14 protein-coding genes are annotated in these 17,092 nt (G+C 59.5%); 4 read left to right on the forward strand and 10 right to left on the reverse strand.

Features of this window, described 5'->3' with window-relative positions:
• Window positions 1–36: 36 nt before the first annotated feature.
• Complete coding sequence (locus AAC126_RS05475) at window positions 37–1,647, reverse strand: ABC transporter substrate-binding protein (RefSeq protein WP_339850798.1); 1,611 nt, start codon at window positions 1,645–1,647, stop codon at window positions 37–39.
• 220 nt (window positions 1,648–1,867) lie between these two features.
• On the opposite strand from AAC126_RS05475, the gene AAC126_RS05480 reads away from it, so the two are divergent.
• Together AAC126_RS05480 and AAC126_RS05485 are read left to right on the forward strand one after the other, a co-directional pair.
• Window positions 1,868–2,842 (forward strand): succinylglutamate desuccinylase/aspartoacylase family protein, encoded by a 975-nt coding sequence (locus AAC126_RS05480; protein ID WP_339850801.1) that lies wholly within the window; start codon window positions 1,868–1,870, stop codon window positions 2,840–2,842.
• A gap of 80 nt (window positions 2,843–2,922) precedes the next feature.
• The gene (locus AAC126_RS05485; RefSeq protein WP_339850803.1) at window positions 2,923–4,032 is read left to right on the forward strand and encodes an AbrB family transcriptional regulator; all 1,110 of its coding nucleotides are present in this window, start codon (window positions 2,923–2,925) and stop codon (window positions 4,030–4,032) included.
• Window positions 4,033–4,068: 36 nt separating this feature from the next.
• Here the strand turns inward: AAC126_RS05485 and AAC126_RS05490 are convergent, their stop codons facing one another.
• From AAC126_RS05490 to AAC126_RS05505, 4 genes are all read right to left on the reverse strand, one after another.
• Entirely contained in the window at window positions 4,069–4,512 is a 444-nt protein-coding gene (locus AAC126_RS05490) for a hypothetical protein (protein WP_339850806.1), read from the reverse strand.
• Window positions 4,513–4,607: 95 nt separating this feature from the next.
• A complete protein-coding gene (locus tag AAC126_RS05495; protein ID WP_339850809.1) occupies window positions 4,608–4,790 on the reverse strand; it encodes a hypothetical protein in 183 nt (60 codons plus the stop codon).
• A 91-nt stretch (window positions 4,791–4,881) separates the two neighbouring features.
• Window positions 4,882–5,841: an alpha/beta hydrolase gene (locus AAC126_RS05500; RefSeq protein WP_339850810.1), complete on the reverse strand. Its 960-nt coding sequence runs from the start codon at window positions 5,839–5,841 to the stop codon at window positions 4,882–4,884.
• Window positions 5,834–7,177, reverse strand: a complete 1,344-nt coding sequence (locus AAC126_RS05505; RefSeq protein WP_339850812.1) for a glutamine synthetase family protein — start codon at window positions 7,175–7,177, stop codon at window positions 5,834–5,836. The genes AAC126_RS05500 and AAC126_RS05505 overlap by 8 nt, the downstream gene beginning before the upstream one ends.
• A 93-nt stretch (window positions 7,178–7,270) precedes the next feature.
• Between AAC126_RS05505 and AAC126_RS05510 the strand changes: the two genes are divergently transcribed.
• Window positions 7,271–8,548: an FAD-binding oxidoreductase gene (locus AAC126_RS05510; RefSeq protein WP_339850815.1), complete on the forward strand. Its 1,278-nt coding sequence runs from the start codon at window positions 7,271–7,273 to the stop codon at window positions 8,546–8,548.
• Window positions 8,549–8,567: 19 nt separating this feature from the next.
• On the opposite strand, the gene AAC126_RS05515 is transcribed toward AAC126_RS05510, so the two are convergent.
• Together AAC126_RS05515 and ald are read right to left on the reverse strand one after the other, a co-directional pair.
• Window positions 8,568–9,398: a flagellin gene (locus tag AAC126_RS05515; protein ID WP_339850818.1), complete on the reverse strand. Its 831-nt coding sequence runs from the start codon at window positions 9,396–9,398 to the stop codon at window positions 8,568–8,570.
• A gap of 208 nt (window positions 9,399–9,606) precedes the next feature.
• The gene (ald, locus tag AAC126_RS05520; RefSeq protein WP_339850821.1) at window positions 9,607–10,725 is read right to left on the reverse strand and encodes an alanine dehydrogenase; all 1,119 of its coding nucleotides are present in this window, start codon (window positions 10,723–10,725) and stop codon (window positions 9,607–9,609) included.
• 475 nt (window positions 10,726–11,200) lie between these two features.
• On the opposite strand from ald, the gene AAC126_RS05525 reads away from it, so the two are divergent.
• A complete protein-coding gene (locus tag AAC126_RS05525) occupies window positions 11,201–12,367 on the forward strand; it encodes an FAD-dependent oxidoreductase (protein ID WP_339850822.1) in 1,167 nt (388 codons plus the stop codon).
• Between the two features lie 9 nt (window positions 12,368–12,376).
• Here AAC126_RS05525 and AAC126_RS05530 read toward each other — a convergent pair whose 3' ends face one another.
• From AAC126_RS05530 to AAC126_RS05540, 3 genes are all read right to left on the reverse strand, one after another.
• Window positions 12,377–14,752, reverse strand: coding sequence for a transketolase (locus tag AAC126_RS05530; RefSeq protein ID WP_339850824.1), 2,376 nt, complete (start codon window positions 14,750–14,752; stop codon window positions 12,377–12,379).
• A gap of 200 nt (window positions 14,753–14,952) precedes the next feature.
• Window positions 14,953–15,576: a class I SAM-dependent methyltransferase gene (locus AAC126_RS05535; RefSeq protein WP_339850827.1), complete on the reverse strand. Its 624-nt coding sequence runs from the start codon at window positions 15,574–15,576 to the stop codon at window positions 14,953–14,955.
• Between the two features lie 35 nt (window positions 15,577–15,611).
• Window positions 15,612–17,092: ABC transporter ATP-binding protein/permease (locus AAC126_RS05540; RefSeq protein ID WP_339850829.1), on the reverse strand; the 1,481-nt coding region annotated here is incomplete at its 5' end.

A 17,092-nucleotide genomic window follows, 5' to 3' on the forward strand; every position in this document is an offset into this window, starting at 1 on the left:
CGGGCCACATGGCCCGGCTGCAATTCGAGAGTTTATTTAGTCCGCGACGAAATCGGTTGCGAGCGTACGCTCGTCCGTCCGCGGAATGTACTTGATGCCCTTCTTCGTGGCCCAAGTGTTCACCTGATAGTGCAACGGGATGATGCCCTGATCTTCGCCGATGGCAATATCGGTTGCCTTGGCAAGAAGATCAGCACGCTTTGCATCGTCCACCGTCGCCAGTGCCTCAAGCAGCAGCTCGTCCATCTTCGGGTTGGAGTGGCGACCACGGTTGGACGCGCCCATGCCCTTCGACTTGTCATGCGTTGCCAGCAGAGACTTCAGCGGCGAGGAAGCTTCACCGGTGCCCGAACCCCAGCCGACCAGCACAAGGCTGAATTCCGGCTCGCCGTCGGCACCCGAGGAGGCCCGCTTGAAGAAGACGTTCTTGGTCATGGTCACGACTTTGGTCGGGATACCGTTACCGGTAAACAGCTGACCGATCGCTTCCAGGATCTTGGCGTCGTTGATGTAACGGTCGTTCGGACCATGAACGGTCAGAGCGAAGCCGTCCGGATAACCCGCTTCCGCCAGCAGCTTCTTCGCCCCGGCCGGATCATATTCCTCGACCTTGAGGTTCGGAGACACACCGAAGAAAGAGTCCGGCAGCAACTGACCGGCAGGAATGGCAACGCCTTCCATCACCCGCTTCACGATAGCCTTGCGGTTGATCATCTTGGACAGAGCCTTGCGGACACGCGGGTCCAGCAGCGGATTCTTGTCCAGCGGGCTGCCGTCCTTGGCCGTCACGAACGGGGACTTCTCACGGAACTGGTCCAAGTGAAGATAGATGATCCGGTTGGAGATACCGGAGCTGAGAGTGATCCGCGGATCCTTCTTCAGCCGCTCGACATCGATCGTCGGCACGTTGTCGATCGCATCGACGTCACCCGCGAGCAGAGCCGCGACACGGGCAGGCTCGGACTTGATGAACTTGAAGGTCACCTTGTCCCAGGGCTGCGCCATCGGGCCGACATAGCCGTCAAACTTCTCAAGAACGAGCTCTTCGCCCTTTTTCCACTCAACGAACTTGTACGGGCCAGCACCAATAGCCGCTGTACCATCGTTGAAGTCCTTGGCGGAAATGCCCTTGTTCTTGCCGGAGCTGTCCGTGCCCTTGGCTTCCGAGGACATGATCATGACCGTGGTCAGATCGTTCGGCATCAAGGGATACGGCTTCTCGGTCACAATATGCAGCGTGAGGTCGTCGACCTTCACCAGCTTCTTGCCTTTGGTATAGGTCCGGAAGCTGGAGTTACCGCCTTCATAGCCGTCAGCGCGCTCGAACGAGAAGATCACATCGTCGACCGTCACGTCGGAACCGTCGTGGAATTTCAAGCCTTTACGCAGCTTGATTTCCCAGGTCGTGTCGTTGATCGTTTTCCACGATTCAGCGATGCTCGGGAACAGCTGCTGTTTTTCATCAAAGCCAACAAGACGCGTAAACACATGCCCGATCATGCCGTTGTTCGGCGTCAGGTTATGGAAGTACGGGTCCATTGAGGACGGTTCGGACCGGATACCAATAACGATATCGGCCGCCATCACATTCGCGGTCATCGCGGACAACGCCACGGCCGCAAGACCTAGCTTGCGCAGTGCCTTCATCCCTGCCTCCTGTCAATAATCACAGTTTGATTTTGCTCCGGTTTAAGTCACGTCCGGTGCCATTTGATACGGGGGAGAATGGCCCATAAAGGGAGATGCGGCAAGAGCGGTCGGCACAACAACCAGACTCGAGGCAGCTTGCCGCCGGGAAAGTCTTCAGTTTACCATCATAGGTAATCCGGGTGGGCGTTCAGAGCGCACCGATCCAAGGAATTCGCGTATGTCCGACATAGCTCCCGCGCCTGTCCTGAACCACTATGACGTGGAGGTAGAAGCTCCGGATATTTCCACCTATCGGGACGGGAACAGGGATATTCCTTATTTTACCACTTTCGAATCCGGCCGTGCCGGCCCGAAAGTGCTGGTCACCGCCCTCGTCCATGGCAACGAGCTTTGTGGCGCAATCGCGCTCGACCATCTGTTCCGGAACGATATCCGCCCACGTGCCGGAACCCTCACACTCGGTTTCTGTAACGTTGCAGCCAACGCACAGTTCCGGCCCGACTACCCGGCCTTCTCGAGGTTTGTCGACGAGGATTTCAACCGGATCTGGGATGTGGGTGTCCTGGAAAGCGATACCCAGAGCATCGAACGGGACCGGGCCCGCGAAATTCACCCGATCGTCGATGAAACGGATTTCCTGCTCGACATTCATTCCATGCAAAATGCGACTGAACCGCTTGTCCTGGCCGGGCGTCACAGGAAAGGCCGGCTCCTTGCCGAGAGAGTCGGAGCCCCAGGTCTTATCGTTCTTGATGCGGGTCACGCTTCCGGCCGCAGGATGCGCGACTATGATTTTTTCGACGATCCGGAAGATCCGCGCAGCGCCCTGCTGGTCGAATGTGGCCAACACTGGTCCCGCTCCGCAGCGAATGTCGCCGTGGACGTGACCTATCGCTTCCTGCGCGCCATGGGTATGATTGATGACGACACCATGGAACAGCATGTGACCGCGCCCGCCACGGCTGCACAAACCGTCATCGAGATCACGGACGTGATTACTGTCACTTCTGACTATTTCCATTTCCACGAAGAATATATCGGCATGGAGATTATCCCCCGGGCAGGGACGGAAATCGGCCGCGACGGGGATATCTCCATAAGAACGCCACATGACAATTGCGTCCTGATCATGCCTTCACGACGACTGAGCCGCGGCCTGACCGCCGTCAGGCTTGGTCGATTTGTTGAATAGAGACAATCAACTGCTCTATGCTGGGGGTCCTGCCCCGACATGCAAGAAAGCGTTCGGCACCCGCCGAAGCGAATCATGAATTGAGCGACATTCAGGCGTCCAACGCATCCGAATCCGATTCAGCGACCGATCCCCTTCCGGAAAAGAAAAAGCCCAACGGCCTGCCACGCGCGCTTCTGGCCCTCGCCATAGGGAGCGCCGGCGGTTTCCTCTTTGCGTATCTGCGGCTCCCCCTTCCCTGGATGATGGGAGCGATGATCGCGACCACGATATGCTCGATTGCCGGTGTCAATATTGGCCTGCCCTCCAAGGTACGCATGGCCATGGTTGCCATTCTCGGGGTCATGCTCGGCAGCGCCTTCTCTCCCTCCCTGCTGGACCATATCGGCAAATGGGCCATTTCGGTGACCGGCCTGCTGGTCTACGGCATCGTCGCGCTCTTTCTGGTGCTGCTCTTTCTCAGACGCTATGCGCGGTATGATCCGGTCACGGCTTATTTCTCCTCCTCGCCCGGCGGTCTCAACGAGATGGTGATCGTCGGCAAGGCGATGGGCGGCGATGAAAGAATCATCGCCCTGACCCATGCCTCGCGCATCCTCATCGTGGTCATGATCATCCCCTTCATGTTCCGGATGTTCGGCGGATATCACCCGCAGCCCGGCATGCTGCCGGCCGGTTCAGGTTTCGATCTGCCGGCCCATGAATGGGCTCTCATGGTGGGCTGCGCGGTCATCGGGCCGCTCATCGCCATGCGCCTGAAACTGCCTGCCGCGCCCCTGCTCGGCGCCATGGTGCTGAGCATGGCCGTTCATCTCACCGGCCTGAGCAAGAGCGCGCCGCCAAGCATGCTGATAGCCGCGGCACAGGTCGTGCTCGGCACCGGTGTCGGTTGCCGCTTCGCCGGCACGGCCGTCAGTGAGGTATTGAAGATTATCCGCACGTCTTTCGGCGCGTCGGTCATTCTGCTGGTCACCGCCGTCGGCGCGGGCTTCCTTTTGCAGGACATCACCGGTCTGCCCTGGTACGTGCTGGTGCTGGCCTATGCTCCCGGCGGCCTCGCGGAGATGAGCATGGTTGCGCTCGGCATCGGTCAGGATGTGGCTTTCGTTGCCACTCACCACCTGTTCCGCATCGCCTTCATCGTCATCCTGGCACCACTCGCCTTCCGGCTGATCCGGCGCTGGTTCTGATCCGGCTGAAACCGCCAGCTAAATAACGCGCGCGGACTATAACGTTCCGGACCCAGGCGCCCGGCTCTCGGCCGCCTTTTCGATCATCTCCGTAATCCAGAGCTTCGCCGGTTCCAGCGTCTCGAACATGTTAAATGCCGCCCCGGCCAGGGCATAGATAGGGGAGAAAATATCCTTACAGAAAATGCGTCCCTCGGTCCCGAGCGGGACAACAAAGGCCGTGGCCACGAGATTCCCGTTCCGCACCGGATCAGACATATTGCTGCGGATCATATCGAGCGCTTCCGGCGTGAACATCACACTGTTACGCATGATCACAATGCTTCCCCATGGACCGGAATTCGTCAGACGTATTCGTTCCGCGCGCGATTCTTCGGTCGCATTCTGAAGCAGTTCCAAATTGAACGGACCGGCATTTCTTGAGAAAAAAATGCGCCCTTCCGTCCAGATTTCCCGCTCACCATGTGGAGGCAGCGCCATCAGCCTGCTTTCCTAAAACCCCAGCTTCTTAATATTTAGACTCTCGTGCACATGCAAAAACCAAGCATGCCCTTCCCGATGGAAAGAGTTCAAGTTTATCGCCCGAAGCGCACAACGAGTTGCGCCCGGCTTGCAGCTTCCATGCTCTCGGCATGGTGCGGAACGGCCTTGATGCCGAATTCCCGCTCCTTGTGCATGTCGATATCCACCTGCGTCACATCGCACAGGTTGCAGAGCCAGCTCGTCAAACTGGCAAATAAACGCTCGATCAGGAGCACCGGTTATTCCTCCAGATTAAATTTTCTTATATTTCAGGCTATCTAATCATGCCCCACCGCCAGTGAACACCCCGGCTATAAGCGAAGGAATTCAGGTTGTGGCGGATCCCACAAGGAACCGGTCTATCTCGGCCCAGACCGCATGCCGGACCGTGTCGCATTCAAGCAGAAGTTCGTGTGCCCCCTCCGCGAACTCGACAAGCCGCGCATCCGGCAGCATAGCCGCGACCTCCCTCTGGCCCGCATTGCTCACGATCTTCTCCAGCCCCGCGCTCAGGATCAGTACCGGTATACGGATTTGCGAAAGATAGGAGGGACGTTTGACCAGCCGGATCGACCGGAAGGCCGAATAGACCCAGGCGAAAGTCGGCCCGCCAAGGGCAACATTCGGGTTAAGCGCGATCTGCTCATGAATCCGGTCAAAGCGGGCTTTGTCCGTTGTCAGCGGGTTGTTCTCGTACCGCATCTGGCCCGACACATAAGGACCCGCTCCGGGAATGAAACAATCTCCCAGACCAAGACGCACCGCCGTTTTCGCCAGGCCATAGGCAAACATCCGTGGCCAGGTTCCCGTAAGAATGTCAGCCATTGGCGCACACAGGACCGCGCGCTCGAAGAGATCCGGATGATCGTGCACCGCCCGCAGGGCCAGATGCCCGCCCATGGAATGTCCCATAATCACGCGCGGCCCCGGCAGCTTCGCGAACCGCGTTACCCGCAACACCTCCTCCAGATCGTTGAGGAAATGCTGCATGTCGGAAATATGGCCCTTGCGGCGATGCGGCAGCAATCGGTCGGAAAGCCCCTGCCCGCGCCAGTCGAACGTGACGACGCCGTATCCGCGCGCACGGAGAGCAGCAATGCTCTCCAGCCCCTTCTCGATGAATTCCGTGAAGCCCGTCAGCATCAGAATAGTACCTGCCGTCCCTCCCGCCGGAGCGGGAAAGGTGGCAATGCGGATCCGGACCCCGTCCGCCATTTTGGGAAACTCGACGGTGCCGCCGGTGCTTTCGATGGTCGGGACCGGACCCAGATCACTCACATCAGACATTGAGGAGCAGATACTCCCGCTCCCAGGCACTGATAACCTTCTGATAGGCCGCCGATTCCGCGAGCTTCACAGACGTGAAAACGTCGACAAAACGCTGCCCCATGATCTCCTTCAGCGGCTTGGCCCGGTTCAACCGTAACAAGGCGTCTTCCAGATGACGCGGCAGTTTCGCGGCCAGCGCATAGGCACTGGTATCGATCGGCGCTGACGGCTCGATTTCCTCGACAAGGCCGAGATAACCGCATGCGAGCGATGCCGCCATCGCGAGGTAGGGATTGACGTCCGCCCCGGCGACCCGGTTCTCCACGCGCCGTTCGTTTGGTTTCGAAATCGGCACCCGGAGACCCGTGGTCCGGTTATCGACACCCCAGTGCATGTTGATTGGCGCGTCGCTGTCCGGGATCAGGCGCCGGTATGAATTCACATAGGGTGCAAGAAACGGCAGAGCCGCCGGCAGGTATTTCTGCAGCCCGCCGATGAAGTGCAGGAAGTCCTCGGAATGGCTGCCATCCGCGTTCGCGAAGAGGTTCCGGCCACTTTTCACATCGTAAAGGCTCTGATGCACATGCATCGCGCTGCCCGGCTCGTCCTGCATGGGCTTTGCCATGAAGGTGGCGTAGACGCCGTGATCCAGTGCCGCCTGCCGCACGGTCCGTTTGAACAGGAAGGTCTGATCCGCAAGGTCGAGCGCATCGCCGTGGTTGAAGTTGATCTCCATCTGCGCGGCGCCGGACTCATGGCTCAGCGTATCGATATCGATCTCCTGCGCCTCGCAATAGTCGTAGATATCCTCGAACAGCGGATCGAACTCGTTCACCGCGTCGATACCGAAAGCCTGACGCGCGGTCTCTGGGCGGCCGGACCTGCCGATAGGTGGAACCAACGGATAATCCGGATCCGGATTCACTTTGACGAGGAAGAATTCCAGCTCCGGCGCGACGACAGGACGCCAGCCCTTGTCCGCATAGAGCTGCAGGATCTTTTTCAGCACCATACGCGGAGAGATATCGACCGGACGGCCGTCCTGATAATAGGCGTCATTGATAATCTGGGCCGTCGGTTCCTTGTACCAGGGCACCATCCGTATCGTGTCCGCCTGCGGCGCCAGAAAAATGTCGCTGCGCCGCGGATCGAGATCCTTTTCCTCGATATAGCTGCCAGTCACATCCTGACCGAAGATAGCCTCCGGCAGACGTAGACCGCGTTCTCCAATCCCATCCAGAAATTTCGCCGCAGGCAGGATCTTGCCGCGGGGGATGCCGGCATGGTCGGAAACCATGCACTCGACTTCCGTTATCCGTCTTTCACTGATCCAGGATTTAAGATCAACTGACATAAATGCTCCGCGAGCCGTTTCACTATGATCATCCGCCTCGCCCAGGGACGACAAGCGTGATAGGGCTCCGATATCTGAAAACGGATAAGCGCGATGACTACCGCAACCTATTACCATGCATTCACATCCGAGCACGAGCAGCGTCAGCAGCTGACCGGCGAAATCGACACAGATATTTGCATCATTGGCGGCGGCCTGACCGGTGTCTCGGCGGCCCTGCATCTGGCGGAGCGCGGATATGACACTGTCCTGCTCGAAGCCGGACGGATCGGCGATGGTGCCTCGGGCCGCAATGGCGGTCAGATCTGCCTCGGTTACAGCAGCGGCATGGAAGCGTTTGAACGCGCCGCCGGAATGGAAGCAGCCCAACGTTTCTGGGCCATGGCGAACGAAGCCATCGAGGATATCCAGACCCGAATTGCCCGCCACGCCATCAAGGCGGATTACCGGCGCGGCTATATCCACGCAGCCCTGAACCGCCGGCAGGAACGCGGGCTGGAGGAGATGGCCGAGTCCTGGTCGAAAACCTACGGCTTCACCGACCTCAAAATGCTGAACCGCGCCGAGACGGAAGCAGCAACCGGCTCACAGCTATATACAGCGTCGCTGCTGGAGCATGGAAGCGGACATATGAACCCGCTCGGCTATCTCTACGGTCTGGCACAAGCCGCCCAGGATGCCGGCGCCAAAATCTTCGAGGAAAGCCGGGCCATCTCCATCCGGAAGGGGACGGCCGTCACAATCGAAACCGCGACCGGACGGGTCAAGGCGCGCATGCTGGTCCTGGCCGGTAATGCATATCTCGACGAACTCGTGCCGGAAATCCGTTACCGCGTTGCTCCCGTGCTTAGCGCCGTTGCCGCCACGGCCCCGCTGAGTGCTGATCAGGCCTCCCGCATTCTGCCCGGAGAAGAGGCCGTCGCGGACTCGAACACCGCCCTCAACTATTTCCGCAGGACCGTGGACAACCGTCTGCTGTTTGGCGGCCTCGCCAGTTATTCCGGCCGGCCGATCACGAACGCGGCGGACGCCCTGCGGCGGCGGATGGCCAAGGTCTATCCGGAACTGAGCGATGTTGCGATCGACCATGCCTGGTCCGGGAAAATCGCCATCACCACCAGCCGGATGCCCGACTTCGGGCGGATCGGAAGCAATATCTATTACGCGCAGGGCTTCTCCGGACACGGGCTGGCCCTGACCGGCTTTGCCGGCAAGATCATAGCCGAAGCCGTGGCCGGGGACGCCGAACGGCTCGACATGTTCGCCCGCCTGCCCAACCTGCGTTTTCCCGGTGGCCCGGCCCGCACTGCCGTTCTTGCCCTTGGCATGGCCTGGTTCAAGATGCGGGACATGCTCGGGTTGTCGAAGTAAGCGACCAGGAACAGCCGGACTAACGTAACAGATCGAGAAGGACATTCGGACGCTGGTTGGCGATATTCACAACCTGGATCGAAAGCTCGTTACGAACCTTCAAAGCGTTAAACCGTGCTGAATCCCGTGCCAGATCCGCATCTACAATATTACCCAACCCCTCGGCTGTCGCATCGCTCAGGCTTTCATTGAAGCTGATCTGTTGCTCCAGAAAGCGCGTCGACGCCCCCAGTCCGGCCAGGGCATCACTGACGGTGCCCATGGCCTCGACGACATATGTCTCCGCCGCCGTCGCGTTCGCCACACTATCCAGATTGGCGTCCGGCAGACCGAGTTGAAGATTGATGGCCTGAATTTCGTAATTGTCGATGGTGTAGCTGTCGCCCTGCAGATTGATCAGCACATTCACCGATGATGACCCGTCTTGCAGGATGTTGCGCCCGTTGAAGGAGGCCTGGTTGACGACCATGTCGTCAAGCTGGTCCCGCATGCCGATAAAGTCCGCCGCAACGATGACCCGCTGCTGGTCCGTCAGCCCTTCGTTCCGCCCCTCGACGGCTTTTGCCCGCATGTCCTTGAGGGTATTGGAAACCGACGTCGCTGCCGCCATGGAGACTTTGGTCAGGCCGATTACCGCGCGCAGCCCCTGATTGACGGCATCGAAGGCGGCAAGCTCGCTGCGCAGCCCCTGCGCGATGGCGTAATTCGAGGCACTGTCCGTTGCGCCGGATATACGAAGTCCGGTCGACAGATGCTTCTGAAGGGCGTCGCTCTCGGTGTTGATTGATTTCAAGGTCCGGAGCGCAAGCACAGCGCTCGTATGGGTCAGGACCGAGTTCTGAACAGTCATATCCTCATCCGTTCTGGATGTTCATCACACCTCTCCTTTTGAGAGGCAATTAATCTTAACAGACTGAAACTGCTTGTGGAATTTCATAATTCTCGGAAAATTTCCAAATAGATATTATTAAAATACAAATTAAATACCGCGCGCCGCCACTCCAGTAGAGCGGGAGAGCGCCGGGCACGCCGCTCCCGCCCGCTGCAGTCACCCGGCCTCAAAGACCGAGAGCTTCCTGCGGCACTCTGAAATCCAGCCCATGCGCATCCGCGACCGCTTTATAGGTAACGTCTCCGCAATGGACATTCAGTCCTTCCATCAGATGCCGGTCCTCGGCCAGAGCCCGCCGATACCCCTTGTCCGCGAGCGCGAGCACGAAGGGCAGTGTCGCGTTGTTCAACGCAAAGGTGGAGGTTCGCGCCACGCCGCCCGGCATGTTGGCGACGCAATAATGCACCACGTCATGGACCATATAGGTCGGCTCACGGTGCGTGGTCGCCCGGGATGTCTCAAAGCAGCCGCCCTGATCGATGGCGACATCGACCAGAACAGAGCCGCGCCGCATCTTCTCAACCAGCGCATCCGTCACCAGTTTCGGCGCGGCGGCTCCCGGTACCAGCACGGCACCGACCACAAGATCCGCCGCCATCACATGCTCTTCGATCGCATCCACTGTGGAATAGATCGTGTTCAGCATCGGCCCGAACTGAAGATCCAGCTCATAAAGCCGCTCCAAACTCCGGTCTATCACGGTGACCTTGGCCTCAAGCCCCATCGCCATGCGCGCCGCATTGGTGCCGACCACGCCACCGCCAATGACAACGACATTGCCTGCGGGCACACCCGGCACACCTCCAAGCAATGTCCCGCTTCCGCCCTGGGTTTTCTCCAGGCAATGGGCGCCGGCCTGTATTGCCATACGGCCGGCCACCTCGCTCATCGGCGCCAGCAACGGCAGGCCACCACGGGCATTGGTAACGGTCTCATAGGCGATGGCTATCGCGCCGCTGTCGATCAGGCCTTTGGTCTGGGCCAGATCGGGGGCCAGATGCAGATAGGTGAAAAGGATCTGCCCTTCCCGCAGCATCTTGCATTCGGCCGCTTGCGGCTCCTTCACCTTGACGACCATGTCCGCCTTGGCGAACACCTCTTTGGCATCCGCCGCGATCCCGGCGCCAGCGGCGATATACTGATCGTCATCGAGACCGATGCCGTAACCGGCATGGGTCTCGACAAGTACCTGATGACCGTGGTGGACAAGCTCCCGAACGCTGGACGGGATCAGCCCGACCCGGTTTTCATCCGCTTTTATTTCCTTCGGCACGCCGATCAGCATGGTGTCCTCCCTGCTTGGGTTCGAATTTCAACGCCCCCTGCCAAGTCGTGCATCACCCGGCTGGCACGGGATCACCGTACCGTGACAGCAAATCCTCCTCCGCCACAATACGGTCACGATCGATCACGAGAATTTCTTTTGTCAGAACGTCGAACGGCTCCTAGGCTGTTCACATCAAGGTGCCTCTGCCGTCCCTGACAGGAGAGCAGAGTGACACGGGGGGAGAGGATCATGGCCCTGAAAGCCGAAAATCTGAAACGGTCTTGCGTCGTTATGGGTGCGATTGTTTTCAATGTTCTGGTCTGGCTGACCGCCGCCCTGCCGCATCTGGTGGTTTAAGCACGGCAGGGTCCGGTCAAGCAGCCGGCCTGTTCGTATTTGAACAACGATTGTTTACCGGAAATTCTTACGAACACTGGAAGCGCTGTTCGAACGGAACTAGGATTCCGGCAGTTTCAATGCCGGAGAGTTTCTTATGTACCGCCATATCATCGTGGGCCGCGGCCTGATCGGTTCCGCCGCAGCACGTCATCTCTCCTCCTGGCAGGACGGAGTGGCCGTTATCGGCCCCGATGAGCCATCGGACCGGCAGCAGCATGAAGGCGTCTTCGCCAGCCATTACGACGAAGGACGCATAACCCGTGTCTACGATCCCTCTCCGGAATGGTCGATCACCGCGGCACGCTCCATCGAACGCTACTCCGAAATAGAAGCCGAAAGCGGTATCAACTTCTTCACCCCGGCAGGGTTCCTCAAGATCGTTGGCGAAGAAGATCCGGACATCAAACCCACCGTCGCCCTGACACGGGAAAACGGCGGTAACGCCACGACCATTTCGGCCCGCATCATGCGCGAGCTTTATCCGTTTCTTTCCCTGCCGGACAATTGCGCCGGTATTCAGGAGACCGAAACCGCCGGCTATCTCAGCCCGAGAAATCTCGTGAAGGCACAAACCGCCATCGCCGAGAAACAGGGCGCGCATATCGTGCGTGCGGCAGCGACATCGATTTCAGTGGATGGCGCGTCCGTTTCCGTAACCACCGATGACGGGCAGACTTTGGAAGCAGAACGGGTTCTGGTCGCGACCGGTGGCTATACAGCCGCCTGCAAGCTGCTGCCCCGCCCGCTCGCCATCACTGTTTATGGCAGAACCGTCCTGCTCATTAAAATAACGGACATGGCAGCCGAGGTGCTGTCCAACATGCCGACGATCATCGACCGATATGCCGGCTCCTACATCCTGCCGCCGATCCGATATCCCGACGGAAATCTCTACCTCAAGCTCGGCATCGGCACCGAAGCCGACCCGAAGATGAAAACCCGCGAGGATTTGACGAACTGGTTCCGCTCGACAGGCTCCGAGCGAAACAGGATCGAACTCACCGAAACCGTCGAACGCCTGATCCCGGTCCTCAAGGAATGCCCCGAGCGCCATACCGATACCTGCGTCACCACCTATAGCCCGTCAGGCCTGCCCTATATCGATTATGTCGCGGGCGACCGCCTTGCCGTTGCCACATGCGGCAACGGCATGGGAGCGAAAGGCTCGGACGACTGGGGATATGCCGCCGCCCGACTGCTTGAAGGCGGCGACTGGGATCACCCGGTCCCGCGCTTCAAGCTGAAAGCGGCCTTCGCCTGAGGCTAACGCTCAGACCGCCATCGGCGTGCCGCGCGCCTTGTCGACACAGGCCGCCGCCACGGCGTCCATGATCGATTCAGCGTCGAGGCCGTAGGTCTGATAGAGGTCCGGCAGATCGCCGGACTGGCCGAAGCCGGTTACGCCAAGCGGGAACAGGCGGCGGCCAAGGGCGCTGCCGATCCAGCTCAGGTTCGCCGGATGGCCGTCCTGCACCGTGATGATCCGGGTTTCCGGGCCAAGATCGCCCATCAGTTTCTCCAGATGGGATACGGGCGTGTTCGGCCGCCGGACACGCGCCTGCCAGCCAGCATACAGCTTGTCGGCACTTGTCACCGCCAGCACGCCGATACCCGGCAACTCTTCCTCCAGCATCTCACGCGCCTGCAGCACTTCCGGCACCACCGCACCGGTATAGACGATCACGGCCGGCGCCTGCGGATCCGGTTCACGCAGCCAGTATCCGCCGGAGACGATGTCGTGCCTGAGATCGGCGGTCATCTCCCGTTCCGGCTGCTCCTGCGGGCGTGTGGAGAGGCGGAGGTAAACCGCCCCACCGTCATCCGCCTGCATGTAGTTGAAGCCCCAGGTCATGATCTCGGCCACTTCGTCCGCATAGGCCGGCTCGAAGCTGAGCAAGCCCGGCTGCCCCATACCGATCAGCGGCGTTGAGACGGACTGATGTGCCCCGCCTTCCGGAGCGAGAGAGATCCCGGAAGGTGTCGCCACAACCATGAAACGGGCACCCTGGTAACAGGCGTAGTTCAGTGAATCGAGTCCGCGCGCGATGAACGGATCGTAGAGCGTGCCGACCGGCAGCAATCGGGTGCCGAACAGCGGGCCGGACAGGCCGAGCGAGGCCAGCATCAGGAACAGGTTGCTCTCGGCGATGCCGAGCTCGAAATGCTGGCCGCCACCATGTCGCAGCCATTTCTGCGCGGAGGCCACCTTCTCGTCCCGGAACACATCGTTCCGCATGTCCAGGCTGAAGATCCCGCGCTGGTTCACCCAGGGGCCGAGATTGGTCGAAACCGTCACGTCCGGCGAGGTCGTGACGATGCGGGAGGCAAGAGCCGAATTGCCGCGCGCCAGCTCGTTCAGCACCGCGCCGAAGGCCTGCTGCGTCGATGTCTTCGCGGCGCGTTTCGGCACGATGCTTTCCGGCATCTCCACCTTCGCTGCATGATGCACGCGCGATCCGCCCCGGTTGAAGGAAACACCGGCGAGATAATCACGGACCTCTTCCGCCGGCATGTCGAGATTGGCGAACGGGTCCCACTCGTCCCCTTCCGGTACGCCCATATGGGTGCGGAAGAATTCCATCTGGTCCGGCGTCATCAAGCCCGCATGGTTGTCCTTGTGCCCGGCCAGCGGTGTATTGAAGCCCTTCACCGTGTAGGCAATGAAACATTGCGGGCTGTCATCCTTCACGCCATGGAAGGCATCCAGCACCGCCTCCATGTCATGTCCCGCCAGGTTGGTCATCAGGGCATGCAGCGTCTCGTCGTCGTGATCGTCGAGGATCGACTTGATGCCTTTGACCCCGTGCAGGTCCCGCTTCAGATTATCCCGCCAGGTGCTGTCGCCACCGGCCTGCCCCTTGAAGGTCAGTGCGCTGTAGAGATCGTTCGGGCATTCGTCGATCCAGTTCCGCAGCGCCTCGCCGCCCGGCTGCTGGAACACCCGCTCCAGCTTCTTGCCGTATTTCAGCATGTTGACGTTCCAGTCGACCGTGCCGAAGAACTGCCGGATCTTCTGGAACAGACCGTCCGAAACCACACCGTCGAGGCTTTGGCGGTTGTAGTCGATCACCCACCAGAGATTCCGGACGTCGTATTTCCAGCCCTCCAGCATGGCCTCGTAGATATTGCCCTCGTCCAGCTCCGCATCACCCATGATGGCGATCATCCGGCCGGCGGGCTGCTGCTGCAGCCCCTGGTCCTGCACCAGATGATGCAGCCGCACATAATCCTGCACCATGGAGGCGAACAGCGTCATGGCAACGCCAAGGCCGACGGAGCCGGTGGAGAAATCCACCTCGTCCCGGTCCTTGGTGCGGGAGGGATAGGACTGTGCGCCGCCGAGCGCCCGGAAGCTCTCCAACGCGGACTGATCCTGCCGCCCCATCATGTACTGAATTGCATGAAAGACCGGGCTGGCATGCGGCTTCACCGCGATCCGGTCCTGCGGCTTGAGCACGTCGAAATAAAGCGCCGTCATCAGCGTCGCCACGGATGCACAGGAAGCCTGATGCCCGCCAACCTTGATCCCGTCACGCGACGGCCGGACATGGTTAGCGTTATGGATCATCCACATGGCAAGCCAGAGAACTTTCTTCTCCAGCTCACGCAGGGTTTCGATCTTGTTCTTCGGCTCTACCAGGCCCATTACGACCTCCTGAAAACGGATGATTTCGGGAGGACTATGGGGAGCGCGTAATAATCCGTCGATAGGGGGCAGTAAATTCGCAAGGATCGTTCCGATCCCGTTATCGGACCATCTGATCTTCCCGATCAGAGCCTCAGTTTATTATGATCACTACCACCGCCGTTTTGGTCCACGCACAGAATGATCTGTGAATCAGCCCCCTATGTCCCTGTCTCGCATTCCAGAACAGCGACAATTCCGGGATAATCACGCCCGACCCTGGTGAACAATTCTTGCCACCAATCCGGCGACTGCACTGTCTCGTGCGCATTGTCTCCACTCGGAAGAATGGCACGCGCCGGGTAGCATGCAATGGCCGCATAAACGAATTTCCGGGACAGGCTGTACAATTCCCCCACAACCCAGGGCAAATCTGCTTCAGGGATATGCTCAAGAACGTCGGTGCACACAACACCATCCGATGCAGCTTTAGGAAGGCGGGAGAATGATGGAACGCCAGGATCATACAACCTGATCTCCGAAACGCCCCAGTACTGTTGAACCGTGCCGGTTTTACCATTCTGATCGCGCAGCTGGACGGTGCGGTATTGCGCTCCCTTGCCACAACCGTAGTCAAGAACGGTCGCAGCACCATGCTTGTTGATCAACTCCCGTATACGGCCAATGTGTGACAAGAGTTGCTGCCCCGGGTACGCCTCCTCGGCACGAACATTCGCGACCACACCGTCCTCGTTGCGCTCAAATCCTTCCGCATGCATTGATTTGTAAAGTTCCAGCAATGCTGTATAGCGAGGACTCGGGTTGGTGCGGCTGTAAACTGTCATCGTTCCGTTCTAGATCCTTGTCACACTAGGAAGCCTTAGGCGTTGCCCCCCGCCACGTCCAGTTTTTCAGCCGGCTCCGCCACAGACTGCTCCCGCATCTGCTGCCGCCACATCGCGGCATAGATCCCGTCCTGTGACAACAGAGCATCATGATTGCCGCGTTCAGCAATCTCGCCCTCACGCAGCACGATGATCTCGTGCGCGTCGACCACGGTCGAGAGACGATGCGCGATGACCAGGGTCGTGTAATCCTGGCTGACCTCGGAGAGGCTGGTCTGGATTGCCTTTTCAGTCTGGCTGTCGAGTGCCGATGTCGCTTCGTCGAAGAGGAAAATCTTTGGCTGCTTCAGCAATGTCCGGGCAATCGCCACACGCTGTTTTTCACCGCCAGAGAGCTTCAGCCCGCGTTCGCCAACTGTGCTTTCGTAACCGTCCGGCAGACTTATGATGAAGTCATGAATACGGGCCAGACGGGCCGCCTCCTCGATTTCCGCAGTGCTTGCGCCGGGCCGGCCGTAGGCGATGTTGTAGTAGATCGTATCATTGAACAGCACAGTGTCCTGCGGGACGATCCCGATCGCCCGTCTGAGGCTCGCCTGGGTGACGGAGCGGATGTCCTGACCGTCGATCAGGATGGCGCCGTCGTCGATATCGTAGAAGCGGAACAGCAACCGTGAAATGGTCGATTTACCGGCACCGCTCGGGCCGACCAGCGCGACCGTCTTGCCGGCGGGGACATCAAAACTGATGCCCTTCAGAATGCCGCGTTCGGCCGAGTAACCGAACTTCACATTCTCGAACCGGACCGCGCCTTTCTCGACCACCAGGTCTTTCGCATCCACCGCGTCCTCGATCTCCTGCTCCTCGTCGAGCAGGAGAAACATCTGCTGCATGTCCGTCAGGGACTGCTTGATCTCGCGATAGACGAAGCCGAGGAAATTCAGCGGCATATAGAGCTGGATCAGATAGGTATTCACCATGACGAAATCGCCGACCGTCGCCTTTCCGGAGGCTATATCGCCCCCCGCAAGCGCCATGACGACCATCAGCCCGGCGGCAATGATCCCGCCCTGACCGACATTGACCAGCGACAGGCTGGTCCGGCTTTTGACGGCCGCATCCTCGTAGCTCCGCATGGAGCGGTCATACCGCTCTTCCTCATGCATCTCATTGCCGAAATATTTGACCGTCTCGTAGTTCAGCAGGCTGTCGACCGCACGGGTATTGGCGCGATTATCCATCGTATTCATCCGGCGCCGGATCTTCAGCCGCCATTCCGTCACCAGCATGGTGAAGGCGATGTAGGAAAAGATCGTCCCGAAGGTGGCGATGGCATACCTGAAGTCGAACATCCACCAGAGCACGCCACAGACCAGAAAGATCTCGAACAATGTTGGCAGGATGTTGAAAAGCATGAAGTTGAGCAGGAACTCGATAGCCTTGGTGCCCCGCTCGATCACCCGGGTCAGCCCGCCGGTCTGGCGATCCAGATGGAAGCGCAGGGAGAGCCGGTGCA

The organism is uncultured Nisaea sp. (assembly GCF_963974195.1).
Lineage (GTDB): Bacteria > Pseudomonadota > Alphaproteobacteria > Thalassobaculales > Thalassobaculaceae > Nisaea.

Coding starts and splice junctions, on each gene's coding strand:
- AAC126_RS05510 (WP_339850815.1), top strand. CDS start 7,271: ATGACTACCGCAACCTATTACCATGCATTCACATCCGAGCACGAGCAG.
- AAC126_RS05530 (WP_339850824.1), bottom strand. CDS start 14,752: ATGGGCCTGGTAGAGCCGAAGAACAAGATCGAAACCCTGCGTGAGCTG.
- ald (WP_339850821.1), bottom strand. CDS start 10,725: ATGCTGATCGGCGTGCCGAAGGAAATAAAAGCGGATGAAAACCGGGTC.
- AAC126_RS05525 (WP_339850822.1), top strand. CDS start 11,201: ATGTACCGCCATATCATCGTGGGCCGCGGCCTGATCGGTTCCGCCGCA.
- AAC126_RS05535 (WP_339850827.1), bottom strand. CDS start 15,576: ATGACAGTTTACAGCCGCACCAACCCGAGTCCTCGCTATACAGCATTG.
- AAC126_RS05480 (WP_339850801.1), top strand. CDS start 1,868: ATGTCCGACATAGCTCCCGCGCCTGTCCTGAACCACTATGACGTGGAG.
- AAC126_RS05505 (WP_339850812.1), bottom strand. CDS start 7,177: ATGTCAGTTGATCTTAAATCCTGGATCAGTGAAAGACGGATAACGGAA.
- AAC126_RS05490 (WP_339850806.1), bottom strand. CDS start 4,512: ATGGCGCTGCCTCCACATGGTGAGCGGGAAATCTGGACGGAAGGGCGC.
- AAC126_RS05500 (WP_339850810.1), bottom strand. CDS start 5,841: ATGTCTGATGTGAGTGATCTGGGTCCGGTCCCGACCATCGAAAGCACC.
- AAC126_RS05515 (WP_339850818.1), bottom strand. CDS start 9,398: ATGACTGTTCAGAACTCGGTCCTGACCCATACGAGCGCTGTGCTTGCG.
- AAC126_RS05475 (WP_339850798.1), bottom strand. CDS start 1,647: ATGAAGGCACTGCGCAAGCTAGGTCTTGCGGCCGTGGCGTTGTCCGCG.